The sequence below is a fragment of the Mycobacterium sp. genome (assembly GCF_049608025.1).
Taxonomy (GTDB): Bacteria; Actinomycetota; Actinomycetes; order Mycobacteriales; family Mycobacteriaceae; genus Mycobacterium.
On record NZ_JBMYXC010000036.1, the window covers coordinates 1 to 24617 of the forward strand.

Annotated in this window: 20 protein-coding genes and 1 tRNA gene; 8 read left to right on the forward strand and 13 right to left on the reverse strand. The window is 65.6% G+C overall.

Going from position 1 to position 24617, the window contains the following annotated elements; genetic code table 11:
• Nucleotides 1-1784, reverse strand: a 1784-nt coding sequence (locus ACPGXI_RS12535; protein ID WP_526653313.1) for an acyl-CoA dehydrogenase family protein, incomplete at its 3' end; no start/stop codon positions are given.
• 115 nt (nt 1785-1899) lie between these two features.
• On the opposite strand from ACPGXI_RS12535, the gene ACPGXI_RS12540 reads away from it, so the two are divergent.
• The gene (locus tag ACPGXI_RS12540) at nt 1900-2634 is read left to right on the forward strand and encodes a VIT1/CCC1 transporter family protein (RefSeq protein ID WP_526653315.1); all 735 of its coding nucleotides are present in this window, start codon (nt 1900-1902) and stop codon (nt 2632-2634) included.
• On the opposite strand, the gene ACPGXI_RS12545 is transcribed toward ACPGXI_RS12540, so the two are convergent.
• On the reverse strand, nt 2627-3100 hold the full coding sequence (locus ACPGXI_RS12545) for a MarR family winged helix-turn-helix transcriptional regulator (protein WP_526653317.1): 474 nt from the start codon (nt 3098-3100) through the stop codon (nt 2627-2629). The genes ACPGXI_RS12540 and ACPGXI_RS12545 overlap by 8 nt on opposite strands.
• 107 nt (nt 3101-3207) lie before the next feature.
• On the opposite strand from ACPGXI_RS12545, the gene ACPGXI_RS12550 reads away from it, so the two are divergent.
• The 5 genes from ACPGXI_RS12550 (at nt 3208) to ACPGXI_RS12570 (ending at nt 9290) form a co-directional block, all read left to right on the forward strand.
• Entirely contained in the window at nt 3208-5268 is a 2061-nt protein-coding gene (locus tag ACPGXI_RS12550; RefSeq protein ID WP_526653319.1) for an ABC transporter ATP-binding protein, read from the forward strand.
• On the forward strand, nt 5265-6110 hold the full coding sequence (locus tag ACPGXI_RS12555; protein ID WP_526653321.1) for an energy-coupling factor transporter transmembrane component T family protein: 846 nt from the start codon (nt 5265-5267) through the stop codon (nt 6108-6110). Before ACPGXI_RS12550 ends, ACPGXI_RS12555 begins: the two co-directional genes overlap by 4 nt.
• A 135-nt stretch (nt 6111-6245) precedes the next feature.
• Nucleotides 6246-7763 (forward strand): metallopeptidase TldD-related protein, encoded by a 1518-nt coding sequence (locus ACPGXI_RS12560; protein ID WP_526653323.1) that lies wholly within the window; start codon nt 6246-6248, stop codon nt 7761-7763.
• 2 nt (nt 7764-7765) lie between these two features.
• Nucleotides 7766-9160, forward strand: a complete 1395-nt coding sequence (locus ACPGXI_RS12565) for a metallopeptidase TldD-related protein (protein ID WP_526653325.1) — start codon at nt 7766-7768, stop codon at nt 9158-9160.
• Nucleotides 9161-9216: 56 nt separating this feature from the next.
• Nucleotides 9217-9290 (forward strand) — tRNA-Ile (locus ACPGXI_RS12570).
• A gap of 459 nt (nt 9291-9749) precedes the next feature.
• On the opposite strand, the gene ACPGXI_RS12575 is transcribed toward ACPGXI_RS12570, so the two are convergent.
• The 3 genes from ACPGXI_RS12575 to ACPGXI_RS12585 all read right to left on the reverse strand — a co-directional run bounded on the left by ACPGXI_RS12575 (nt 9750) and on the right by ACPGXI_RS12585 (nt 12694).
• Nucleotides 9750-10163: a hypothetical protein gene (locus ACPGXI_RS12575; RefSeq protein ID WP_526653327.1), complete on the reverse strand. Its 414-nt coding sequence runs from the start codon at nt 10161-10163 to the stop codon at nt 9750-9752.
• Between the two features lie 127 nt (nt 10164-10290).
• The gene (locus ACPGXI_RS12580; RefSeq protein ID WP_526653329.1) at nt 10291-11208 is read right to left on the reverse strand and encodes a bestrophin family protein; all 918 of its coding nucleotides are present in this window, start codon (nt 11206-11208) and stop codon (nt 10291-10293) included.
• Nucleotides 11209-11290: 82 nt separating this feature from the next.
• Nucleotides 11291-12694 (reverse strand): hypothetical protein, encoded by a 1404-nt coding sequence (locus ACPGXI_RS12585; protein WP_526653331.1) that lies wholly within the window; start codon nt 12692-12694, stop codon nt 11291-11293.
• Between the two features lie 156 nt (nt 12695-12850).
• On the opposite strand from ACPGXI_RS12585, the gene ACPGXI_RS12590 reads away from it, so the two are divergent.
• Nucleotides 12851-14269, forward strand: coding sequence for an SDR family NAD(P)-dependent oxidoreductase (locus ACPGXI_RS12590; RefSeq protein WP_526653333.1), 1419 nt, complete (start codon nt 12851-12853; stop codon nt 14267-14269).
• 30 nt (nt 14270-14299) lie between these two features.
• On the opposite strand, the gene ACPGXI_RS12595 is transcribed toward ACPGXI_RS12590, so the two are convergent.
• The 5 genes from ACPGXI_RS12595 to ACPGXI_RS12615 form a co-directional block, all read right to left on the reverse strand.
• A complete protein-coding gene (locus ACPGXI_RS12595) occupies nt 14300-14869 on the reverse strand; it encodes an LppA family lipoprotein (RefSeq protein ID WP_526653335.1) in 570 nt (189 codons plus the stop codon).
• Nucleotides 14870-14952: 83 nt separating this feature from the next.
• Nucleotides 14953-16479: an alpha/beta hydrolase gene (locus ACPGXI_RS12600; protein WP_526653337.1), complete on the reverse strand. Its 1527-nt coding sequence runs from the start codon at nt 16477-16479 to the stop codon at nt 14953-14955.
• Between the two features lie 121 nt (nt 16480-16600).
• Entirely contained in the window at nt 16601-17092 is a 492-nt protein-coding gene (locus ACPGXI_RS12605) for a DUF427 domain-containing protein (protein ID WP_526653365.1), read from the reverse strand.
• A gap of 14 nt (nt 17093-17106) precedes the next feature.
• On the reverse strand, nt 17107-18000 hold the full coding sequence (locus tag ACPGXI_RS12610; RefSeq protein WP_526653339.1) for an alpha/beta fold hydrolase: 894 nt from the start codon (nt 17998-18000) through the stop codon (nt 17107-17109).
• Nucleotides 18001-18086: 86 nt separating this feature from the next.
• A complete protein-coding gene (locus ACPGXI_RS12615) occupies nt 18087-19364 on the reverse strand; it encodes an MFS transporter (RefSeq protein ID WP_526653341.1) in 1278 nt (425 codons plus the stop codon).
• Between the two features lie 177 nt (nt 19365-19541).
• Between ACPGXI_RS12615 and ACPGXI_RS12620 the strand changes: the two genes are divergently transcribed.
• Nucleotides 19542-20990 carry a peptide MFS transporter gene (locus tag ACPGXI_RS12620; RefSeq protein ID WP_526653343.1) on the forward strand — a complete coding sequence of 483 codons (1449 nt, stop codon included), beginning with the start codon at nt 19542-19544 and terminating at the stop codon, nt 20988-20990.
• A 369-nt stretch (nt 20991-21359) separates the two neighbouring features.
• Here ACPGXI_RS12620 and ACPGXI_RS12625 read toward each other — a convergent pair whose 3' ends face one another.
• The 3 genes from ACPGXI_RS12625 to ACPGXI_RS12635 all read right to left on the reverse strand — a co-directional run bounded on the left by ACPGXI_RS12625 (nt 21360) and on the right by ACPGXI_RS12635 (nt 24453).
• On the reverse strand, nt 21360-21800 hold the full coding sequence (locus tag ACPGXI_RS12625) for a hypothetical protein (protein WP_526653345.1): 441 nt from the start codon (nt 21798-21800) through the stop codon (nt 21360-21362).
• 523 nt (nt 21801-22323) lie between these two features.
• On the reverse strand, nt 22324-23295 hold the full coding sequence (locus tag ACPGXI_RS12630; RefSeq protein WP_526653347.1) for an aldo/keto reductase: 972 nt from the start codon (nt 23293-23295) through the stop codon (nt 22324-22326).
• Between the two features lie 135 nt (nt 23296-23430).
• Entirely contained in the window at nt 23431-24453 is a 1023-nt protein-coding gene (locus ACPGXI_RS12635) for an alpha/beta fold hydrolase (protein WP_526653349.1), read from the reverse strand.
• Between the last annotated feature and the right edge of the window lie 164 nt (nt 24454-24617).

Below are 24617 nucleotides of genomic sequence, written 5' to 3' on the forward strand. Positions count from 1 at the left end.
GAGCGTTCGGTGGACAGCAGCCGTTGTTCGACGAACCACGCTTTGTCGTCTTCGATCACCGACAGCGCATACAGATCACACACCATTCCGAGGATTTCACGGGCCTCCTCGTCTTCGCAGTTCTCGATGCCGGCGACGAACGCCTCCAGAATGATGCGGTCAATGTGTGCGCTGGCGACATGCAGCACATGGTCCTGCACCGAGTTGAACGCCTCGAACGCGCTCATCTCTTTGGACTTGCCCTGTATCCGCCGGGCGACCGAGGCCAACATGTATTCCTCGCGGTCCTCGAACATCTTCACCTGGGTGCCGCGGTTGAACAGGCTGCCCTCCTCCTCGTTGTCCTGCCGGCTGTCCAGGACGGTCTGTATGACGGTTTGCGCCGAGGTGCGCTTCATCACCCGCTTGCCGGCGAAGTTGGCAGCGAACCGCACCCATTCGACCGGGCTCATGCCCTTGATGTCGTCGGCGTAGGCGGTCAGCAGCGACTTGGCGACCAACTGGGTGAGCACGTGGTTGTCACCCTCGAAGGTGGTGAAGACGTCGGTGTCGGCCTTGAGCGCGATCAACCGGTTCTCGGCCATATAGCCTGCGCCTCCACAGGCTTCGCGCGCTTCCTGAATTGCCCGGGTCGCATGCCAGGTGTTGGCTGCCTTGAGGCCGGCCGCGCGCGATTCGAGTTCCCGTTGTTCCTCGGCGTCGGGGTCGTCGGCGGTCTGGAGTTCGTGGCAGGTGCCCACCAGCTCGTTCTGGGCGAACTGCAGCGCATAGGACTTCGCGATCAACGGGAAGAGCCGACGCTGATGCACCAGGTAATCCATGATGAGCACTTCTTTGTCTGCGCCGGGCGCTTCGAACTGCCTGCGTTGCAATGCGTATCGCGTCGCGATGTCCAGCCCCACCCGAGCCGCGGCGCCGGCGCTGCCGCCGACGGTGACACGCCCGCGGACCAGGGTGCCCAGCATGGTGAAGAAGCGACGGTCGACGTTCTCGATCGGTGAGCTGTAGGTTCCGTCCGGTGCGACGTCGGCGTACTTGTTGAGCAGGTTCTCCCGCGGCACACGTACGTGGTCGAACTGGATGCGTCCGTTGTCCACACCCGGCAGTCCACCCTTGTAATTGCAGTCAGATGTGGTCACCCCCGGAAGGTCCTTGCCCTGGTCGTCGCGCATTGGCACCACCAGGCAATGCACGCCGTGGTTCTCGCCATCGGGGGTGATCAACTGTGCGAAAACAGCTGCCACGCGAGCGGTTCGGGCAGCGCCACCGATGTAATCCTTGCGGGACGTCACCGTGGGGGAGTCGACCACGAACTCCTCGGTGGCGGGGTCGTAGGTGGCTGTGGTCTCCAGTGCCTGAACGTCGCTGCCATGTCCGGTCTCGGTCATCGCGAAGCAGCCCAGCAGGTCGAGGTTGATGATGCGCCGCACATAGGCCTCATGGTGGCGCTCGGTACCGAGGTTTTCGATCGCGCCGCCGAACAGGCCCCACTGCACGCCGGCCTTGACCATCAGTGACAGGTCACTCATCGCCAGCATCTCGATGCGGGTCACGGTGGCACCGACGTCGCCGTTGCCGCCGTGTTCCTTCTTGAAGCCGTCCTCGGCGGCGCCATGGGCGGCCATGATCCGCAGCTGCTCATTTACCTTGCTACGGGCGATGTCGGTGTTCGGCGTGTAGTGCGGCGTGAAGATCGGACTCGACAGCTTCTCGCGAACGTCGTTCTTCGCGTCGCGCCAACGGCCGTCCAGGGCGTTGCGTAGGTGATCGGCAGTAGTGGTCATAACACGACGGTAACCCGCTGGAAGCAGACGTAAACCGTGATGTGACAAACAAATGTGACAAACAAAGGCGATCCTGATTTCTCGCGCGCAGTTCCGCTGGGGTTCAATCAACACCATGACTGAGCCATCCGACGCGCCGATGTCGCCGACGGGGATGCCGCACGTCGTTGGCCACCGACACGCAGACGTCACTGGAGGGTGGCTGCGGGCCGCGACCTTCGGCGCGATGGACGGTCTGGTGAGCAACACCGCATTGATCGCCGGCGTCGCGGCAACCGCTTCAGCGCACACCGTGGTGATCAGCGGAGTTGCCGGCCTGCTTGCCGGCGCGTTCTCGATGGCGCTGGGTGAATACACCTCGGTGAACACCGCCAACGAGCAGATCGACTCGGAAGTGCTGGTGGAGCGCAAGTCCTTCCACACCTCTCCGAACGCAGAACGTGCCGAACTGGTTGCGATGCTCGTCCAGATGGGGATGTCGCAGCAGACCGCCGCGGCCGCGACCGAGGAAATTCATCAGGACGAGAACACGGCGCTGAATTTTCACCTGACGCAGGAACTCGGGGTGGATCCCAGGGAGAGGCCGTCGCCGTGGGTGGCGGCGGTCGCGTCCTTCTTTCTGTTCGCGGTCGGCGCGGTGATCCCGCTCATTCCTTATCTGCTGGGGTTCGAGTCACTGTGGGCCGGGCTGGCCTTCGGTGGCGTCGGCCTGCTCTTGGCAGGTGCCGGGGCAGCACGTGTCACGCGAAAGCCGCTCTGGCTGGGCTCGGTTCGGCAACTCGCCCTGGGGGCGGTAGCCATCGGCGCGACCTACTTCGTCGGCTATCTGATCGGCGGGGTTGTCAGCTGAAAGACCGCGTGTCGCCATCGACGGTCCGCGCGCCTGCGGCGCTGGGCGTGGCGGCGTCCTCGACGAGTCGATGCAGCACGATGACCGCCTCGGTGAGGCGCTGCCGCTCCGGCTCGCCCAGACGCTCCAGATAGGGGTCAACGGCGGCACCGCGATCCAGCCGAACTTGCCGTAACGCCGCGACGCCGGCCGGCGTGATCCGGATCAGCACGGCGCGCGCGTCCTGCGGGTCAGGGGTGCGGGCCACCAGCCCGGCGTCCTCAAGCCGACGCACCTGAGTGGTCATCGTGGGCTGGGAACAATGGTCGAGTGCGGCCAGCTCGGAGATCCGCGTTTCGCCCTGGTCCTCGATGGTGGACAGCAGGCGGGCCTGTGCGAAGGGGATCGGCATCCGGACGCGCTGGTTGGCCAGCCGATTGATCCGGGCCACCACCGAGAGCAGGTCTGCGCCGAGTGTGGAGGACATGCGTAGACTATTGCATAGCATTTCTATATATAACAAGGCTGCCGGCGGTGGCACTGGTCACACCCCGGTAGGCGAGCCCGCGACCCCAGGACTGGCAGAATCATGGAATGACCTCGGTCGGCCCGCAGGGCGCCCCTCGGCGGACTGGTTCGCTCCAGCCGGTCGAGCTGGCTCAAGCCGCCGTGATGGCGGCTCTGTGCGCGGCTATCGCGATCATCGCCGTCGTGGTCCCGTTCGCGGCGGGGCTCTCACTGCTCGGCACCGTCCCGATGGGGCTGCTCGCCTACCGGTATCGCCTGCGGGTGCTGATCGCCGCGACGGTCGCCGGCGGTCTGGTCGCCTTCCTCATCGCCGGCGTGGGCGGGTTCATGACGGTGTTCAACTGCGCCTATATCGGGGGGCTGACCGGCATCGTCAAACGCCGCGGGCGGGGCACCCCCACGGTCATCGCAGCCGCGCTCGTCGCGGGTGCTCTGTTCGGCGCAGCCACCGTCGCCGCGCTGGCGGTCCTGAGTCGCCTGCGCAATCTCATCTTCGAGTCGGTGACCGCCAACGTCACCGGGGCGGCCGCCCTGCTGGCCCGCATTCCGGGGATGGAGGCGATCGCCGGGCGGATGAAACAGGACTTTGCGATCGTGCTCGATCATTGGCCGTATCTGTTCTTCTTCACCGGCGTGTCCAGCATCATGTTCGTCAGCCTGGTCGGTTGGTGGGCGTTGTCGCGCGTGCTGTCGCGTCTGCTCGGCGTGCCCGACGTACACAAATTGGAGTCGTCGGCTGACGCGGGTCCGATCGCCCCGGTTCCCCTGCGGCTGCGCGACGTGCGGTTCCGCTATCCCACCTCGGATCACGACGCGCTGGGCCCGGTATCGCTGTCGGTGCAACCCGGTCAGCACCTGGCGGTCACGGGCGCCAACGGTTCAGGCAAGACGACGCTGATGCTGCTGCTGTCGGGGCGTGAACCCACCGCGGGCATCATAGAACGCCCGGGCGCGGTGGGCCTGGGCAAGCTGGGCGGCACCGCCGTGGTGATGCAGCACCCCGAGAGTCAGGTGCTGGGTACCCGGGTCGCCGACGACGTCGTCTGGGGCCTGCCGCCCGGTACGGCGACAGATGTTGGTCAGCTGCTCTCCGAGGTGGGCCTGGAGGGATTGGCCGAGCGGGACACCGGCGGGCTCTCGGGCGGTGAGTTGCAACGGCTGGCGGTGGCTGCGGCGCTGGCTCGCGAGCCCTCGCTGCTGATCGCCGACGAGGTCACCAGCATGGTCGACCAGGAGGGGCGCGAAGGGTTGATGTCAGTGCTGTCCGGGCTGACCCGGCGCCACCGCACAGCGCTGGTGCACATCACCCACTACAACGACGAGGCCGACGCCGCCGACCGCGCAGTCAACCTGGCCGGCAACGGCTCCCCGGTTGCCGATCCCGCGGGCACCCGGGTAATGGTCGAGACCGCCGAGGCGCCGAGAGCCGCTGCCGTAACCGGTCGGCCCCGCGGCGCGCCACTGCTCGAACTGCACGGTGTCAGCCACGAGTACGGCAGCGGAACACCTTGGGCGAAAGCGGCATTGAGAGAGATCGACTTCGCGGTGCACGAAGGCGATGGCGTGCTGATCCACGGCCTCAACGGGTCCGGCAAGTCCACCCTGGCCTGGATTATGGCCGGTCTGACGCTCCCGACGTCGGGCACCTGTCTGCTCGACGGCGCTCCGGTGTCCGACCAGGTCGGGGCCGTTGCGATCTCATTTCAGGCAGCGCGCCTGCAGTTGATGCGCAGCCATGTGGCGCTGGAGATCGCCTCGTCGGCCGGGTTCTCGATATACGACCAGGCGAAGGTGACCGAAGCGCTGCAGACCGTGGGCCTTGAACCCACCCTGGCCGCTCGGCGCGTCGATGAGCTCAGCGGCGGACAGATGCGGCGCGTCGTCCTGGCCGGGCTACTGGCCCGTTCGCCGCGCGCGCTCATCCTCGACGAGCCGCTGGCGGGCCTGGACGCCGACTCGCAGCGCGGTCTGCTGCGGCTGCTGGTCGAACTCCGCTGCCGCAAAGGGCTTACGGTGGTGGTGATCTCCCATGATTTCGCGGGGCTCGAGGAACTCTGCCCGCGCACGCTGCACCTGCACAACGGGGTATTGGCCGCAGCGCCGACGGCCGCCGGAGAACTCCCATGACCGCGCCCACACGTAAACAGCGCAGGCAGGTGGTGCTGCTGCGGCCGGTTCCCGGCCAGACCGTCATCCACGACCTCTGGGCCGGTTCGAAGCTGCTCATCGTCGCCGGAATCGGTGTGCTGCTGACGTTCTACCCCGGCTGGGTACCCATCGGTGCCGTCGCACTCCTGGTGGTCGCGGCGGCCGCGCTGGCGCGCATCCCCCGCGGGGTGCTGCCCACAGTGCCGAAGTTGCTGTGGTGGTTGTTGGGTCTGGGGGCACTGACCGCGACATTCGCCGGCGGCAGTCCGGAGTTCGCGCTCGGCTCGCTCGAGGTCGGTCTGGGCGGCCTGCTCAACTTCCTGCGCATCACTGCGCTCTCGATCGTGCTCCTCGGTCTCGGCGCCATGATTTCCTGGACCACGAATGTCGCCGAGGTCGCGCCCGCGGTGGCGACGCTGGGTCGCCCGCTGCGTCCATTGCGCATCCCGGTCGACGATTGGGCAGTGACACTTGCCCTGGCGCTGAGAGCATTTCCGATGCTGATCGACGAGTTCAGGGTGCTCTACGCGGCGCGACAGCTGCGACCCAAGGACGTCGACGACACACGACGGGCGCGCCGGCGCCGATGGGCCTCCGAGTTGATCGACTTGCTGGCCGCGGCGATCACCGTGGCGTTGCGCCGCGCCGATGAGATGGGTGACGCGATCACCGCACGTGGTGGTGCGGGGCAGATCTCGGCCGCTCCGACGCGGCCCAAGCGCCGCGACTGGCTGGTGCTGGCCGTCGTTGTCACGGTATGTGGAATCGCCCTGGCGCTCGAGCTGACCGTTCTGGGTACCAGTGGTATGCGCAACCGCTGACACCGGCCGGCGCCGGTGCGGCCGGGGCCAGGGCGCTGACAGCCGCTCAGACTGCAATCAGGCAGCCTCCCGGCGAATTTCCGCACCGCCACGCTGTATCGACGCGCTGCCCACCGATGCCGTTACGGTGAATACGTGACGGGGTCCCGACGAATCGATGCCGACTTCCTTGCGCTGCCCCGCCTGGAACTGGCTGATGCGGCGCTGTCCGCGGCGGTGCAGGCCGGAGCGAGCTACGCCGACATGCGCATTCACGCGGTGGCCACCGAGACGATGCAGTTGCGCGACGGGGCGCTGGAAACCGCGGTCGTCGATCACCAGATCGGGCTGGCGGTGCGAGTCATCGTCGAGGGCACCTGGGGCTTTGCCTCCCACACCGAACTCGGTACCGCGGCTGCCGCAGACACGGCCCGTAGCGCGGTGAAGGTGGCGACCACGCTGGCCGCTTTGAACGCCGAACGCATCGAACTTGCGCCCGAACCCGTGTACCGCGATGCGGCCTGGGTCTCGGAGTACCGGCTGGACCCGTTCAACGTTGCCCCACATGAAAAAGTCGCTGTGCTCGCGGACTACTCGGGCCGGCTCCTGGCAGCGCAGGGTGTCGACCACGTGTCGGCCTGGCTGCACAGCGCCAAGGAACAGACGTTCTACGCCGATACCTTCGGATCGTCGATCACCCAGCAGCGGGTGCGCGTACTGCCGAAGCTGGAAGCGATCAGCGTCGACGCGGCAGCAGGGACATTCGACACCATGAGCACCCTGGCACCGCCGACGGCGCGCGGTTGGGAAGCCGTCGAGGGCGATGAGGTGTGGGACTGGACCGGGGAGCTGGCGCAGCTGCCCACGCTGCTGGCCGAGAAGGCCAAGGCGCCCAGCGTGACTGCCGGGCCTACTGATCTGGTGATCGACCCGAGCAACCTGTGGCTGACGATTCACGAGTCGATCGGCCACGCCACCGAGTATGACCGGGCGATCGGATACGAAGCGGCCTACGCCGGCACGTCGTTCGCCACACCGGACAAGCTCGGCTCGATGCGGTACGGGTCGCCGCTGATGAACGTGACCGCGGACCGCACGATTGAGTACGGCTTGGCCACTGTAGGTTTCGACGACGAAGGCGTGCGTGCGCAGAGCTGGGATCTGGTTAGAGACGGTGTCTTCGTCGGCTATCAGCTCGACCGGGTGTTCGCGCCGCGGCTGGGGGTGTCGCGTTCAAACGGTTGCTCCTACGCCGACTCCGCCCATCACGTGCCCATCCAGCGGATGGCCAACGTTTCGCTGCAACCGGGAGCCGATGATCTGACCACTGAAGACCTGATCGAAAAGGTGGCCGACGGCATCTACATCGTCGGCGACAAGTCGTGGTCGATCGACATGCAGCGCTACAACTTTCAATTCACCGGGCAGCGTTTCTTCCGGATTCGCGAGGGCAAGCTCGACGGGCAGGTACGCGACGTGGCCTACCAGGCGACGACAACGGACTTCTGGGGTGCGCTGGATGCTGTTGGCGGACCATCGACATGGCGATTGGGTGGAGCGTTCAACTGCGGCAAGGCGCAGCCCGGTCAGGTCGCCGCGGTGAGTCATGGCTGCCCCTCGGCGCTGTTTCGGGGCATCGCCGTGCTCAACACACGTGAAGAAGGCGGAAGGTAGACGTGTTCGGCGCACAGCAGGTAATTGATCTCGCGCTGGCTGAAGCCCGGCGACTGGGTGGTGCCGACGAGACGATCGTGTTGGTCACCGATCGTGCCGACGCGGCGCTGCGATGGGCAAACAACACCATGACCACCAACGGAGAATCGACGAGTCGCACAGTCACAGTCATTTCGATTGTGCGACAGGGCGACACAGCGCGCGTCGGCGCCGTCCGCTCAAGCTCGGCGAGCCCGTCAGTCATCACTGACCAGGTGGCAGCCTCCCAGCTGGCCGCAGCAGCGGCGCCGCAGGCCAGGGACGCCGCCCCGCCCCTGCCAGGGGGCGATGCTCCGACGGACTGGGACGCGCCGATCCCCGGCACCGGGGCCGAGGCATTCCTCGGAGTGGCGGCGGGGTTGGCGCGGGGCTTCGGTGGCCTGTCCGGTGGTAGAGCCAGTCTGTTCGGATACGCCCGGCACGTCGTGGAGACGACGTTCGTCGCTACCTCGGGCGGGCTGCGCCGGCGGTTGACGCAGCCCACAGGTTCGGTCGAGATCAATGCCAAACGCGACGGCGCCAGCGCTTGGGTAGGCATCAGCACGCCGGATTTCGGCTGTGTGCCAATGGATTCGATGCTCGATCAGCTCGGCGTCAGATTGGCGTGGTCGCAGCGGACGATCGAACTCCCCGCGGGCCGCTACGAGACGATCATGCCGCCCTCCACGGTGGCGGACATGATGATCTACCTGGCGTGGACGATGGGCGGCCGTGGGGCACAGGAGGGCCGTACAGCGCTGGCGGCGCCCGGTGGCGGAACCCGGGTGGGGGAGAAGCTGGCGTCGCTGCCCTTGACGCTGTACTCCGACCCTGCCGCCGCCGGGGTGGAGTGCGGGCCCTTCGTGGCGACCTCGACTTCTTCGGAGCAGGCTTCGGTATTCGACAACGGGATGACCATCGACCGGGTGGACTGGATCCGCGAGGGCGTCATCAACGCGCTGGCCTATCCGCGGGCCGCCGCCGCCGAGTTCGATACGCCGGTGGCCGTTGGTGCGGACAACCTCCTGATGGACGCAGGGCTGAAGAGCACGGAGAGCCTGCCGGACATGATCGCGGGAACCGAGCGGGGCCTATTGCTGACCACGCTGTGGTACATCCGGGAGGTGGATCCTTCGGTGCTGCTGCTGACCGGCCTGACCCGGGACGGCGTGTACCTGGTCGAAGACGGCGAAGTGACCGCGGCGGTGAACAACTTCCGATTCAACGAGAGCCCCCTGGACCTGTTGCGTCGTGCCACCCAAGCCGGCGTCAGCGAGATCACCCTGCCCCGGGAGTGGGGAGACTGGGCGACACGGGCGCAGATGCCGTCGTTGCGGATCCCCGACTTCCATATGTCCTCGGTAAGTCCGGCGCAGTAATCCGGATCTTCTTCCGATGGCTCATATGCGACCATGGTGGCCGCGCAGGTCGCGTCGGGGCGGTAGCTCAGTCGGTTAGAGCCGTGGACTCATAATCCATTGGTCGCGGGTTCGAGCCCCGCCCGCCCCACTGAACAGCCCCTGTTCGTTTGCTCTGCTAGACGCATGTTTCGCCTGGTGATATCAGGAGCCAGCGCCCTATTGGTGCGGCTGGCGCGTTCGGTTGGGATCGCTGGGACGGCAGTGCGGTGGTGGCGCCGTTGGCGTGCACCCGGCCCGCTCCCTGCTGTGTGTCCGACTGCGGCTCTATGGTTGATAACCATGCCCGCTGTCGGCGATCTGGTGCGCTCCACCGAGGGCGCGTGGGTGATCCGGTCGCCGACGAAGTGCCCGAACGGTCACCGGCTCGGGCCGCGTGAGTGTCTGGTGGGTTTCGCGCATTGCAGCCATCGCGGTGGGCATACAAGTTGGTGGTGCCGGGAGTGCGGGGCGACGGTGTACGGGCCGCGGCTCGCGGTAGGTTGCTCGCTGTTCAACGGCCCCGCCGCCGGGTGAGGGCGGGGGCCTGCGGGCTAGCCGTTTTCGGGGTTCAGACGCCGCCCATGCCACCCATGCCGCCCATGCCGCCCATGCCGCCCATGCCACCGCCGGGATCTGCTATGCCGCCTGGCAAGCCGGGTGCGCCGGGCATACCGGGTGAGCCGGGCATACCGGGGTCCCCGGGCTCTCCGGGCATGGGTGCTGCAGGTGCTGCAGGTGCTGCGGGAGCGGCGGGTGTTTGCGGGTCAAACGCACCGGGCACCTGGCCATACTCGCCGCCCTGGCATTGCAGTGCTTGGGGCTCCGCAAGACATCTCGCATCGTTGGGGTTGAGGCCAGGATTGCCAGGGTCTGGGGGGTCGCCCGGGTCTGCGGGTTGAGCCAGGGCGGTCGGACCGCCGAGGATGGCCGATGCCGCGATGGCGCCACCGGCTATTAGGTACTGGATGCGGGTGGTATTCATCGTCAAATGGTAGGCGCGCTGTCCCTGGCCAGGGGTGGTTTCGGCGGATGCTGTGCGGCTCCCATTCCGATACCGCTTCCGCCCAGCCGACGCCGGTGCCGGTGGCTGCTGCCGAACATTTTCCGGGTTAGTTCCAGATGATGGCTTTGTCGGATTCCCGGGGCGTCGCCAGCGGATGGTTGCGGCCCAGCAGATTGGCGCTGATGGTAGCGCAGAACCGGTACATGGGCAGGTCAAAGATACGGTTGCTCATCGGCCGCTCGATGAAGTACCCCAGCCGTTCCGCCACGATGAACAACAGCATGAGCAACAGCCCGAGGGCGACGCTGGCAAGCTCATGATTGGCATCGAAACGATTGAACGCCACTATCGCGAACAGCCACGCCATCACGCGAATGAACACGTCGTAGTGGACGGGGATGGGCTCATTGCGAATGCGCTCCAGACCACCCTGCGACGCCGCGAGGGCGGTGTTGACCGACATCAGCATCACCCTGGCCTGGTAGTCGATATGACCTTCTGCCGAGAGGCGTTGCACATCCTGCGCCTGGAGGTTGAGCAGATCGGTCGCTGTTGCCTGGGGCGGGTCCTCGTCGGTGAGCTCGACAACCCCCGGCACCGGGGCGACACCGCGCATTTCGGCGGCCAAAGTCCAGGTGTAGCGGACCTGGCGGCGACGCATACGGTCCAGGACAGCAGACATGGCCGTGGTCCCGGTGTCCACGGCAGCCAGGCTGTTGTGCAGTGCCCGTGAGTCATTGATGACGGCGCCCCACAGGGTGCGTGCTTCCCACCAACGGTTGTAGGCGTTCGTGTTGCGGAAACCTATGAAGATCGACGCCGCGATGCCCAGAACGGACAGCGCGGCCACGGAGTTCTCCATCTGGATGTTGTCGGGGATCGGGACCAGGATGGCCGCAACCACGAGCATCACCAGCAGGTCGTATTTCAGCTGCCACAGCACCAGCCCAACAACTTTGAGGGGCCCGACGCGTCCCACGCTGCGGATCATCGGGGCCTCGGGCGCACGTGCCGAGTAAACCACTCTGCCGAGAATCTCGGGGAAAAGTACCGACTGTTACCCAGACGAGCCTCGATCGCCGGTCAGAGCGGTGCTGCGGAGTTGATCAGCCCTGGGTATCGGATGCGCTGTCGCTGTCACCGGAAGTGTCGCTCGAGCCGGAACCGGCGTCCTGGGCAGCATCGGCGTCACCGGCAGCATCGGCAGCATCGGCGTCACCGGCAGCATCGGCGTCACCGGCGTCGTCGGCGTCACTGGCATCGTCGGGCAGGTCGGCGTCACTGGCGTCGTCGATGTCACTGGGCAGGTCTGCGTCACTGGGTTCATCGGCGTCACCGGGCAGGTCGGTGTCGGCGGCGTCGGCGGCGTCGCTGGGCAGGTCGGCGTCGGCCGGAGCGTAGGTGGAGTCAGCTTCGTCCCCGGTTGTGTCCTGCACCGGGTCCTGCGCTTGGGTGCCGCTCTCGCTCGACGACTCCCCGGCGGACTCGTCGGCGCCCTCTTCTGCGGGTGTCTCAGAGTCCTCGGGCTGCCCCTCCGCCGGAGCCGGCGTGCCGTCGCCAGCATCCACTTCGTTCCCCTCCTGAGAGGGAGCGTCAGCGGACTCGTCGGGGGTGGCGGTATCAGCCGATTCGGTAGCCACCTCTCCGGTTCCGTTCGAGGCGGGGTCTTCGCTGGCGTCGGTCGCCGATTCGCCGGCCTCGGTCGCGGTCAGCGCGAGCGCAGCAGACGTCGAAGCGGAGCCGATCCCGGGCAGCGGGAAGTCGGGCAACGGCGGCAACGGTATCGGGAACCAGCCGAAGCTCACGATGTAGTCGATCTCGTCGCGTACTCCTTCGGCCACCCCGGTTGCCGCGGTGCTGATGATGTCGCTGATTCCGCCAATCCATACTTCGAGATTGAGCGGATCGTTCACCACCGGATCAAGGAAGTCGTAGACGAAGCTGTCGACCGTGGGAAGAACGAAGTTCGGGTACCAAATGTAGATCTGATCGGAGACCAGATACCCCAGCGGCACCCAATTGATCAGCCAGGGGCCCAGTTCCAGGGACACGTAGTTGGCCCAGTATCGCGAAACCGAGTAGACATCGTCGATGATGTCCGACGCCGCGTTCTGAGCGATCGGGTCGGTGAGCGCGCCGATGCCGGGGAGGTCGTCTGAAGGTTCGTCGGTGGGGGCGGCGTCGGCCCTGGCGGCGTTGTTGCGCTCTGCCGGCGTGACGGTCGCGGTCTGCGGGCGGTCCTCACCGTTCAACCTGACGGTGATCATTCGACCGTCGCTCACCGGGGCGAGTTGTTCGATCAGTGCCAGAGCGGCGTCCAGGTCCTCGTCCGAGGGCGGCTCTACCTGCACGCCTGAGTCGATCGGAAGGGCATCGGCGGCAAAGTTCACCGGTCGCTGGATCTCGACGGCTCGTCTGAATTCGGGGGGCGCCGCAACGGCTACCGCAAGCGCTCCGACGCTCAGCGCGGCTGCTCCGCTCGTGAGCACCGCGCGAGTAGAAGCCCTCATCTGAATCCCACCTGCTGTCGACTGCACCCGCCTGCGTTCAATTTACGCGCTCGATTGCCCGTTTACCGTATTTCGCCGTTGGACACGGGTGCAGACGCCATCGGGGTAATTGTGGCTGCTTCGCCGAACAAGCCGCCGCGCCCGTACCCTGCGACGGTGACCTCGATCGATCCCGAGCAGCTCAGAACATGTCTGCGGGTGCTGTCCCAGATTGAGGCGTTGGCTCCCGAGCACCCCGATGCCGTGACAGTACGCCGTGCGACGGCGGGCATCTACAAGTCGGTGAAGCTGGCGCGCCGCAAGGCGAAGCGGGACGGGGTGGCGGCTGCTGACCGCGCCGTCACCGCGGCTACCGCCACCGGCGCTCCCGGCCGCATCGATGACGAGACCGAGGGTCTGCCCTTGGTGTCCACCGCCGTGGGAGCCAGTGCGGGCACCCTGCTGCGCTCGCGGGCCTGCTACATGTGCAAGCGCCGTTACACGGTGGTCGACGCGTTCTACCACCAGCTTTGCCCCGACTGTGCCACCTTCAACCGCGCCAAGCGCACTGCCCGAACGGATCTTTCCGGGCGAACCGCCCTGCTCACGGGTGGTCGCGCCAAGATTGGCATGTATATCGCGTTGCGATTGCTGCGCGACGGGGCCCACACGACCATCACTACCCGGTTTCCGAATGACGCCGTGCGCAGGTTTGCCGCCATGCCCGACAGTGCGGATTGGCTGCACCGACTGCGGGTCGTGGGAATCGACCTACGAGATCCCGCTCAAGTGGTGGCGTTGGCCGAAACGATGGCGGCGCAGGGTTCGTTGGACATCCTGATCAACAACGCGGCCCAGACGGTGCGCCGCCCCCCGGGCTCGTATTCAGCGCTCGTCGAGGCGGAGCGCACCCCGCCCAACGAGTTGGTGGATGTCATCGCGTTCGACCATGTCAGCGATGCCCATCCAGCTGCGCTGTCCGCGAGCTTCGCCGAGCACCAGAGACCGCATGCGGTGACTGAGTCGGCGCTGGCTGCGCGCAGTGCCTCGCCGGAACGTATCGCCGCCGGTACCGCTGTCGATGCCGGTGGACTGTTGCCCGACACCAGTGCGGTGAACAGCTGGACTCAGTGTGTGCATGAGGTCGACCCGATGGAATTGCTCGAGGTGCAGCTCTGCAATCAGACAGCCCCGTTCATCCTGGTGAGCCGACTACGCCCGGCATTGGCCGCGTCACCGGCCCACCGCAAGTACGTCGTGAACGTTTCGGCCATGGAGGGCCAGTTCAGTCGCGGATACAAAGGCCCAGGCCACCCGCACACCAACATGGCCAAGGCCGCGTTGAACATGCTCACCCGTACCAGCGCGGCCGAGATGTTGGAGCGCGACAGCATCCTGATGACCGCCGTCGACACCGGATGGATCACCGATGAGCGCCCTCACCCCACCAAACTGCGGCTGGCGGAAGAGGGTTTCCACGCCCCGCTCGATCTCGTCGACGGCGCTGCCCGAGTTTATGACCCGATTGTGCGAGGCGAGGCCGGAGAGGATCTGCACGGGTGCTTTCTGAAGGACTACTCGCCGAGTAACTGGTAGGACGGACCAGAAGCATCCCCTCGGACCGCTTCAGGGAGGCGGTGTGGGCGAGACAGGCACGATCGGCGGTTCGGGGGGCAGTTGCCCGGGCGGCAGGTTCACCACGCTCTGCATCAGGAAGCAGCCACCGGTGATGGTAAGCGTTGCGACATCAAGCTGGCCGAGGTTGAACTCGTAGCCATTGCCCTCGACGTTGAAGTCGCGCCTGTCCTGCTCGTTGAACAGTGACGATTCCTCGGTAGCCCCGTACTGGTCTGCCTCTCGGCGGACGATGTCGATGGCGATCGCGAACTCCTCGGCGCTGAATCTTCGGCCGAACTGCACCGAGTCGGCCCTGGGGCGCCGGGCGATGTCGCCGGTCAGCCCTTTGCATGGCAGCCCCTGCCGGTTGATGTTCCGGCCGTGCGGGTTTGGGTTGAACTGCCAGGTCTGGCCCGGAACGGCGGCGACGACACGTTCGGCGGTGGCATCGAGACGTCGGCGGGCGTCTTCAAAGGAGCCCTTCGGCCGCAGGGCGTCGATGGCCATGATCGCCTCGTCGCCTTTGATGGTGTCGGACTCGTGCGGGTTCTGGCTCACCGAGCATCCGCCTATCAGCATTGAGATACCTATCAACGTTGAACTACACACGACAAACGGTCGCGCTGCCCGGCGCCGCCGGATTCGTTCGCTGCGCTGCCGGATCACCACGAGAGGGGGGTCTCCCGCACCGCGAGATCCGGGCGGTTCAGCAAGATCGCTGCCAGGTTGTAGCCGGTCATCCGTTCTCCTGCATTGCGGTCATAGTCCGAGTGTCCCGAAGCCCCGGTCTTGGATTCATATCCTGCGATGGGCGTGGTTCCCGCGTCGGTTTCCAGATGCTGGAATCGGAATCGAAGGCGGCCGTCGTCGTTGATGATGTCGTTGGGGTCTGATCCCCATCCGTGGTAGGGCGCCAGGGCGCCGAGTGTGTTGATCGGGTCGTCGCGCACCGACATCACGAAGAAGTTGTCGTCGTTCATGCCGAGTTCTGCCGGCGTGTCGGCCTGGAATCCTGGCGACCCGTACAGCACCGCGTTGTCGATGTACTGGCTGGCGCCGTCGTGCAGGGCGATGCCCGACGTCAGTGACCCATAGGAATGTCCGAACAGCGCGGTGGTCTGGCCCGGATTCTTGGCGGCGGCGTCGAGGTCGTGCAGCATCGAATTGAGTCTCGGGGCTCCCGCTTGGGCAAGGTCATCGCTGAGCACTGAGGAATCGCCGAGGTTGGGCGGGGGTTGGTAGCCCACCCACGCGATGGTCGCGATGTTCTCACTGGTTCCTACTCGCTCGGCGACATCTCTTGCCTCGCTGCGCAGTTCGGCGGCTTCGGCGGTCATGGCGGCGATGGTCCCGCGAGTGCTTCCAGACACCCCGGGGACCGTCACCGACACGTGGTCGGCGGTGAACGGGTCGCCCACCGACGTGGCCGCGGCAATCATCTGTGACGGGTCTTCGGGCTTGTCGAGGTACAGCAGGTGGGAATCGGGCACTGTGAGCGCTTCCCTGATAGCCGCGATGTCCGCGAGTCGATCCGCTTTCACCTGGCCGTGGGGAAGTTGCCGGCAGTCCCGGAGTATCTCCTGGAGGAGTGCACGGTTTGCCTGGTCTACCTGGCCGATGTCGCCCGTGGTCAGGTCCGTTGCGCCGTTTCCGAGGGCATCGACGGGCTCTTCCTGGTCAGGGGGAGCGGGTGCCTCCCGGAAAGTGAGGGTGTCGTACTCCTTCTTGATCCCGCGTATGTCCCGCGCGACGTTGTCCAACTCGCCATGAGCGCCACGAACAATATCGTCGAGTCTGGTCAGGCCCTTGCCCGCGACCTGGTTGAACACCATGGCGTGCGGCTTGCCGGGCGGAACACTGCCCGCGGAATCGGTCACCCACTGGCGAAGCGCGTCCAGGTCCCGGCGGCCAACGCTGACGATTCGGGCGCAGTGGTCGACAGATCTACCCAGACGTTGATCGAGTTCGGCGATGTGATCGATAGCCGTGCGGTGGCCGGCATTGATCGCTTGGTACCCGGCGGCCGCTCCACCCGACCACACCGATCCGGGCGCGGCTCCGGCAACGTCGTTGCCCAATTGCCGGAGTTTTGCGCTGGCATCGAATGGCATACCGTCCTGCGGAGTGCCCTCGCCGAAAGTGCGCCGGGCGTTGGTCCACGCCGCGTAGAACGTATCTAGCGCGCTCAACGGTCGCGCATTCCCGCCACCAGTCCATTATCACGCAGTCACGATGGGGTACATCGCGGATATTGGTGGTCACCTTGCGGATACACCGTCACGAGGATTCCCGGACACCCTCGGCGGAGGGTCACCAACCCATTGAGCCCGGCACTCCCTTGAACGGCCCGGCAACCCAACTGGTGATCCATCCGCCGTAGAAGCCCCCTGGCTGCGGTACGACCTCTTCCCCGTTGACGGTGCACCGATCTACCAGCGGGGCCATGACGGCGACGGCGCCGGCGATGGCGGTGAATGCGCGCGTTGGTTTCAGGTATGTCCACGCCGCTCGTGGTGCGACGAGGGAGGGAGTCACCAGGTCGAAATAACTCGCCTGTCCCTTCCACTCACACCACGATGATCCTGCTGCCTGCCGCAGGACGCCGTCGCCGAAGCAGGCCTGCGGCAGGTAATACGTTGGCGGGTGACTGGTCTCGAGTACCCGCCAGGCCCGGTCCGTCATGGCGATCGTCTGGCCGCCCAGTTCGACGGTGATCGAGCCGGCGAATTCCTCCAGCCGAGGCGGCCGCGGATAGCTCCATACCGACTCCTGTCCAGCACGTGGTTTATCGGGAACAGGCATGCCTTGGGCTGCGCTCACGGTTCAGTCGGTTGGTCGGTCATGGGCGATTCGACCCCCGGGTTGGGGTGGCCATTCGCGTCGATGAACTCGTCGATGAGTTCGGTTACTTCGTAGGGTCGTTCAACGTGCGGGAAGTGGCCCACGCCGGTCAGCACCTCGAGTCGGCATCCTGGCTGGGAATCCTGCAGGGCGTAGCCGTGCTCGATCGGGATGATCCGGTCGTGATCGCCCCAGATGATCATGGTCGGAACATCCGATGTCAGGTGCAGTCGATTCAAGGCGCTCACCGATTGCCCGCGGTAGTCGACCACCGAACGCAACGTCTTGAGGAATGCCTGGCGCGTCTGAGAGTCGGCCAACGACGAGTAGGCACTCCACATTTCGGCCCCGCGCGGTGAGTGGATACCGCTGGCCGAGAACCAAGACCGCAGTTTGTTGCCCGCCGTCAACACCGGTGTCGGTGCGATGATCGGCAGTATCAGCTCGGCTCCCGGAGCCGAAAGCAGGCGAAGAGTCCAGCCCACGTCGGGGCCCAGGCCGCCGCTGCTGATCAACACCAGTCGCTGGCAGTAATCGCGATGTTGATAGGCGAATTGCATTGCCACGCCGCCACCGAGCGATTGACCGATGACCGTTGCTCCGGAGACGCCCAACTCGTCCAGAAGGTCGCGAAGCGACACTGCGAATGCACCGAGTGAGTAGTCACTCCTGGGTTTGTCGGACTGGCCGTGTCCCATGAGGTCGGGCGCGATCACCCGGTACTTCTTCGACAACTGCGGGATCACCGCGCGCCACGTCTCAGAACTGCCCGCCATTCCGTGAATCAGCAGTATCGTTTCGCCACCGCTGCCGGCGTCCCGGTAGGCGACGCGATGGCCGTGCAACTCCAAGAACTTCATTTCGGTCATGTGCGGCGTCTCCTCTGCACCCATTACCCATGGTTGCAGACGACCAGGGCCCATGGGGCAACAGTCGGCATGCCCACGTGCCCGGTCTAGTATTTGAGCTGGTCACACGACGCCACGCGTTCGGTTCCGAGCACCCTTTGCTTTGCGGCGCGAACCGGGATTACCAGCAGCGGAAGGGCCAACAGCGCCATCATGAGGGCAGTCACGCCCAATCGAGGCCAATGGCCGCCCGCACCGGCGAGAAATGCGCCGAGGGCCGGGGCGGCGGCGCCGGCCACCAACGCGACACCGCCGGCCACCACGACGAGTCGGCCCGAACTCGTGTCGAGTTCAGCAGCCAGTGCCAGCAGCAACGGCGTGATGCAGAAGAACGCGATATTGATGGCCAGGAATCCAGCGGTGAATGGCGCCGGGCTGTCGGCGGTTCCGACGAGCAGACCACCTACCCCCATGGTCACCCCGGCCGGAACGATGAGGGCCATCTTGGGAACCTTGGCGCCGAATGCCAGGGTGATGCCGGCGCCGACCAATCCGATGAGCTGGGACAAACCCAAGAACGTCGCGGTGTACTGGACGGAGAGTCCGGCTTGCTCTCCGATCGGCTCGGCAAATGTCCAGATCATCGCGTTGCCGACTTGCAGGAGCGCAATGGCGCCGATCAACAGCAGGACGGGTCCGACAGGGCCTTGGGGACCATTGTGGCCGGGCGCTGCCGGGGCGATTTCGGAGGCGACTTCCACCTGCACCGCACCCAGGTGGTCCTCGGGCAGATCCCGCACATCGGGCAGTCGGGTGATGAATACCAGACACAGCAGCACCGCTGTGGCGATGCCGAGGTAGATGCCGACCTTCGGCCACAGGTCGTGTAGTAGCGGTCCCAGCGTCAGCATCACGGCGCCGACGAGCATCCAGGTGACGGTGACGATGCTGAATGCGCGTTCCGGGAAGCGTGCATAGGCCAGCGCCGAGTTGGCGCAGGCGTAGCACAATCCGGCACCCAACCCCGCCATGATCTGGAGCGCCAGAACCGGGCCGAACCCGGTGGCGAAGCCGGTCAGGGCAAGACACCCGGCGGTGATCAGCGCACCAGCGATCCCGACTTTTCTTCGGTCCAGGCGCGGCAGGAACGGCAGAATGCCGAAAGCCGCCAGTGCGACGCCGCCCTGGCCACACGCCACCAGCAGACCCGCCGGTCCGAGTCCGAAGCCGAATTCCCTGGCGAAGGACACCGCCAGCAGCGGCGACAGGAAAGTGGTCATGAATCCGGCGGCCATCATTCCGGCGGCGCCGACTACCAAGCCCCGGTGTTCCTTGGTGTCGGGCCGGTCTGGCGACCCCACAGGATGGGATTGGTTGACAGTCATCTGATCGACCCCCGGTGGGTGGAGCACTCAACCTAACAGATCGCACTCCACCGAAACTGCTGGAAAAGTGTCGCCCCATGTCGGCGCCTGCCTACGAAACAATAAGCCCTGAAACAATTTTCAATTGCTCCATCGCTAAACCCCGCGTAGGGCGTGCAAAGAGGGCACAGTATCGTCATGGCAATCCGCGAGCAGGACGATTCGCGCACGTTCTTCGGTCACCCGATCGGACTGACCAACCTCTTCGGTGTCGAGTTGTGGGAGCGGTTCTCCTTCTACGGAATGCTCACCATCCTGGGCTACTACTTGTATTACTCGGTCACCGACGGCGGGCTGGGATTGCCGCAGAGCACTGCGACGGGCATCGTCGGCGCCTACGGCGGCCTGGTCTATCTGTCCACGGTGCTCGGCGGCTGGATCGCCGACCGCCTGCTCGGTATGGAGCGCACGGTTTTCTACGGTGGCGTAGTGGTCATGCTCGGCCACATCGCATTGGCCGTGCTGCCCGGGTTGAGCGGAGTCGGCGTTGGCCTTGGGCTCGTGGCCCTCGGCTCGGGCGCGTTGAAAGCCAACGCATCCTCGCTGCTCGGCACGCTCTACGGCAAGAATGATCCCCGCGCCGACGGTGGATTCACGCTGTTCTACCTCGGTATCAATCTGGGTGCCTTTACCGGGCCGCTGATCACCGGCTTGCTACAGACCCATATCGGCTTTCACTACGGCTTCGGCGCGGCTGCCATCGGTATGGCGCTGGGGTTGATCCAGTATGTGGTGTTCCGGCGCAACCTCGGCACGCACGGCCGTACCGTGCCGAATCCGTTGCCGCGCAGTGACTTCGGGAAGACCATCGGTGTATTCGTGGCCGCGCTGGTAGTGGTCGGGGTGGCGATTGCGCTGAAGCTGGTGACCTTGGCGAACCTGTCGCACGTCACCACAGGTGTCATCGTCGTCGCGGCGATCGTCTATTTCGTGATCATGCTGACCAGTGCCAAGGTCACCGGACCGGAGCGGGAGCGGCTGCGGGCATTCATCCCACTGTTCATCGCGAACGCTGTGTTCTGGTCGCTGTTCCAGCAGATCTTCACCGTGTTGGCGATCTACTCCGATGAGCGGATGGACTGGTCGATCTTCGGCTGGACGGCGCCGTCGAACTGGATCGGTTCGATCGAACCGGTGTGGATCATCGTGCTCTCGCCGGTGTTCGCGGTGATGTGGACGCGGCTGGGTAAGCGGGCGCCGACCACTCCGCGGAAGTTCGCCTATGGCGTGATCGGGATGGGGTTGGCGTTTCTGTGTTTCATTCCGCTGGCCGGCATCAGCGCGGTGCCCGCGCTGTTGGTCATGGTGATCCTCGGGGTGTTCGCGGTCTCGGAACTGCTGCTCTCGCCGATCGGGCTGTCGGTGACCACCAAGTTGGCACCGGACGCGTTCCGTGCACAGATGATGGCCCTGTATTTCTTCTCGGTCGGCCTCGGGACGGCCATGTCGGGAGTGCTGGCCGGCTACTACGATCCCTCCCGCGAGCCCGCCTATTTCGGCATCCTCGGCGGGGTGGCGGTCGTTGCCGGGCTGATTGTGTTCTTCATCGCCCCCTGGATCAGCCGCCAAATGGAGGGCGTGCACTGACGTAGGGGATGGCAGCCGCGGCACCGCGCCGCAATGGGTGGCGATCAGTGCGAACCGCTGCTATCGACGACGACCGCCATAGGTTCGACGATTACCCTGTTGCCACGGAATGAGGTACCCCCCCGCGGGGGCGCCCCTTATTCCGGGCTCGGCCTTGATCGATACGCTGCCGTTGGTTTGGCAGGTCGTCGTGGAACCCGATTGGTCGCAGTACGGTCGAGCTTGGGCGCCAGGCGCCATGAACAGACTGACTGCCGCCAAACCCGTCATCAACAGTGCTGACTTTCCTCGATCTCTCATATTCCCATCACCTTTCGGGCCGTAGCCCCGATGTCACGCTGGTCGGGTGTCTCACGTTGTGACATCCGCTCACGGTTCCCAGCAGTCCGCGATGACGACGAACACGTCGGGCTCAGAGACCGGCATGTTAATGGCATCTGCCTTACCGATCGCATTCATACGGGCTGCCTCGATGGTGGCCCCGGATCCGCCGCCGACGACCATGTTGACGGGATCGGCAAACGACCCGATGCAGTTGTCGTCGTTGGTTACCTCGTCGCGGGTGCAGTCCATGCCACCGGCGGCCTCGCATTTGGCGATCACGTTCGCCGAGGCCTCCTCGTTGGTGGCGCCGGTGGCCAGGAAGCCCATCAGGCCATCCACGAATACTCCGCTGCCGACCGCTGCGGACATGTGATCGACGTTCTCGACCACTCCACCCGGCCCACCCGCCCACGCGGTGCCTGTCGAGAGCCCTGCACCGATGACGCCCGCCGCCAAGATCACCGAAACCAAACGGGTATTGGGCATTGCAGTCCTCTCGTCAATGAATCTAAGTCCAACGTAACACCGAACGAGCAGCGTCGAAGGGCAACTCCCCGATGCATGCCGTGGCAACCTGCTCGAGACTGGTCGAGAGCGGTGTTTCGGGCGTTCACGTTGTCGCTCGATCGGTCGCCGGATATTGCGCGGGTGATGTCGCCATGGCGTTCGAGCAGCTTGACCATGTGATTTCCGATGCCGGTAGGAACCAGGGCGAACCGGTGTCGCGCCCCGGCCCGGCAGCGCCTACGCGGCATGGATCAGCTTGGCAGACATGGGAACTCCTGCGAAACTCATCAAGGGCCCGTGCTGCTTCGGCGGGCAACCGGACGGCGGCCACGGTGCAATCGGTCAGGTAGGTCGTGTCCGTACAGTCCTTCGCTGGACGGGATTCTTGGAGGACTCCAGCGGCGCATCAGCGTCGTCGACCATCTTGAACTGATGGGCGGGTGCGACTCCTGAACAAAGAATTACATATGCTCGGCAACGGGTCTCAGCACAGCGTGCCGAGTCATCGGCGGCCGAGTTTCTCCTTGAACACGTCGGTCAGGACACGGCCGGTGGGCGCCGGAGTGAACGTCCGGGCGGCGGCGGTCAGCGCGTGACGTGCCGGCTCGCCCAACTCGATGTCCGCCGCCGCGACATTGAACTCAAGCTGCTCGACGCTGGATGCGCCCGGGATGGCGACCGTCCCGGGCAGGGCGATCAGCCAGGCCAGGGCCACCTGAGCCGGTTCGGCTCCGACGTCGGCCGCGACATCGCGCAGCGTCTGCAGCAGTGGCTCCACCCGCCTCAGATTCTCGGTCGCGAACAGCGTATTCATCGCGCGCACACCGCCGGGCCGGTTGTCCAGGCCGTATTTGCCCCCCAGCAGCCCCTGCGCCAACGGGCTATAGGCGATCACGAGCCGATCCTCGCGCTCAGCGAAGGGGACGAGGTCGTCCAGTGCCCCGGGATGGGCGAGTGAGAAGTGCACCTGGTTGCTCACCACCGGCCGGCCCAGCGCCGCATCCGCCTTGCGCCAACGCTCGAGCGAGTAGTTCGAGACCCCGGCAGCCCCGATCACTCCGGTATCCAACAACTCCCGCATGCCCGGCATGATCACCGAATCGGGCACCACCGGATTCGGTTGGTGCACCTGATAGAGCGGGATGCGGTCGAGTTGCAGGCGCCGCGCACTGGCCCGCGCGCGTCGTTTTATCACCGGGGGGAACGGGGCCACCGGGAACACTTTGCTGGCCACAGCCATCTCGGTGCGTTCCTCGCCGAGGGCCTCGCCCAGAATGCGCTCGCTCCTGCCGAAACCGTAGATTTCGGCCGTGTCGAATAGCGTCACTCCCAGCGCCCGGGCGCGCTCCACGATGTCGCGGGCGGTGTCTGCGGCGTAGTCGTCGCCGTATCCCCATTCGCGGGACCCGAATTGCCAGGTGCCAAGCCCAATTTTGCTGACCCGTCCGACTCCGTCAACGTCGAGATATTGCATAGCCCCACCGTACTGGCCGCCGGACAGGGCCGACGACGGGAACTGAGCGCAGCCGCTGCTCTGGGATTCACTGCCGGACGCCTCGGCGCAATCGACGACGCGTTCGACTCTGGCGGGATTCTCGGCCCCGCAGCGTCATCGGCTGTCGCGGCCCGACTGATCGATGAGCACCGAGCCGTTTGGCCGGTCGCCGATCGTCTGCAGGGCGATCGAAGGTTCCTGGCCGGCCTTCGCCGACGTTGACTCGCTGGTGATCCGGATGATCTGGGCGACCTCGCTCGGCGCGTCGCACTGCAGGTAGTGATCGGCCCCAGGCACCACCCAGTAGCGGCTCTGGCCGGGCTTGTTCTTCAGATAGGTCTGCCAGACGTGGTTGGCGACGCGCAGTGGCGCGACTGCGTCGTGCAGGCCCCAGATCAAGGTGGTGTTGACGTCGATGCCGGAGAGCCTTTCGAGCCAGCCGGTCTCGTCGGCGGCCCGCTCGTGCAGATACTTCACGGTATCGGGCAGCACGGAGACCCCGTCATTGTGCGCGAAACTTTGTGCCAACGCGATGATCTCGGGGTCCTGCGGGCCACGCCGCGGTATGAAGGTCGTCATCCCCAGGCCCGCCGCCAGCATGTCCGGCGTCGTGGCCGCCGCGGTCGCGCGACCGGTGGCGTCATCCAGCAGCGCTACCTGGAACGCGGTCAGATTTGCCAGCGGCAGGAAAATGTTCGCGTTCGTCATGAACACATCGACCGGTAAAGAATTGGTGTCGTGATCCGCCAGCATCGCGAGAGCAATCATGCCGACGCTGCTGCCGCGATCGTGCGTGATCATTCGGTACTCGCTGAGTTGCCAGATCTCATTGATCGCGTGAACGAGCAGGCGTGCGTCGTCGTACAACGAGTAGACGTGGGGATGGGGCGGCTTACCGGACAGCCCGTACCCGGGGAAGTCGAGCGTGAAGATGTCGAACTCGGCGCCCAGTTCGCCGACCAAGCCGTGGTAGTCGATGCTCGAGGTTGGGAATCCGTGCACGCAGACCAGGGCCGGCGCACCTGGGGTGCCGCAGCGTCGAGTGAACACCTCGACCTCTGCCCCTGCGTTGGCAGCTGTCGTCGATGCCCATGGGAAGTATGTTCCACCCTGAAGCCAGTCTTCGAAGATGCCCACAGTTCACCCCTTTCGGAAGCCTGGTCGATTCTCAGCGGAGCGTCGAGCCGCCTGGCTGTCGCCGCTCGTCGGCTGCCAATGATGGTGCTGGGCAACCGGTGGCTGGGTCAACCCGGCGTGTGTAGGTGGGCGTCCAGCGCATTGGTCAGGCCCCGGCGAGCAAC

What these genes read in the sequence shown, in the direction of transcription:
- ACPGXI_RS12540 (WP_526653315.1), top strand. Translation starts at nt 1,900, where the DNA reads ATGACTGAGCCATCCGACGCGCCGATGTCGCCGACGGGGATGCCGCAC.
- ACPGXI_RS12545 (WP_526653317.1), bottom strand. Translation starts at nt 3,100, where the DNA reads ATGTCCTCCACACTCGGCGCAGACCTGCTCTCGGTGGTGGCCCGGATC.
- ACPGXI_RS12550 (WP_526653319.1), top strand. Translation starts at nt 3,208, where the DNA reads ATGACCTCGGTCGGCCCGCAGGGCGCCCCTCGGCGGACTGGTTCGCTC.
- ACPGXI_RS12555 (WP_526653321.1), top strand. Translation starts at nt 5,265, where the DNA reads ATGACCGCGCCCACACGTAAACAGCGCAGGCAGGTGGTGCTGCTGCGG.
- ACPGXI_RS12575 (WP_526653327.1), bottom strand. Translation starts at nt 10,163, where the DNA reads ATGAATACCACCCGCATCCAGTACCTAATAGCCGGTGGCGCCATCGCG.
- ACPGXI_RS12585 (WP_526653331.1), bottom strand. Translation starts at nt 12,694, where the DNA reads ATGAGGGCTTCTACTCGCGCGGTGCTCACGAGCGGAGCAGCCGCGCTG.
- ACPGXI_RS12595 (WP_526653335.1), bottom strand. Translation starts at nt 14,869, where the DNA reads ATGCTGATAGGCGGATGCTCGGTGAGCCAGAACCCGCACGAGTCCGAC.
- ACPGXI_RS12605 (WP_526653365.1), bottom strand. Translation starts at nt 17,092, where the DNA reads ATGCCTGTTCCCGATAAACCACGTGCTGGACAGGAGTCGGTATGGAGC.
- ACPGXI_RS12610 (WP_526653339.1), bottom strand. Translation starts at nt 18,000, where the DNA reads ATGACCGAAATGAAGTTCTTGGAGTTGCACGGCCATCGCGTCGCCTAC.
- ACPGXI_RS12615 (WP_526653341.1), bottom strand. Translation starts at nt 19,364, where the DNA reads ATGACTGTCAACCAATCCCATCCTGTGGGGTCGCCAGACCGGCCCGAC.
- ACPGXI_RS12620 (WP_526653343.1), top strand. Translation starts at nt 19,542, where the DNA reads ATGGCAATCCGCGAGCAGGACGATTCGCGCACGTTCTTCGGTCACCCG.
- ACPGXI_RS12625 (WP_526653345.1), bottom strand. Translation starts at nt 21,800, where the DNA reads ATGCCCAATACCCGTTTGGTTTCGGTGATCTTGGCGGCGGGCGTCATC.
- ACPGXI_RS12630 (WP_526653347.1), bottom strand. Translation starts at nt 23,295, where the DNA reads ATGCAATATCTCGACGTTGACGGAGTCGGACGGGTCAGCAAAATTGGG.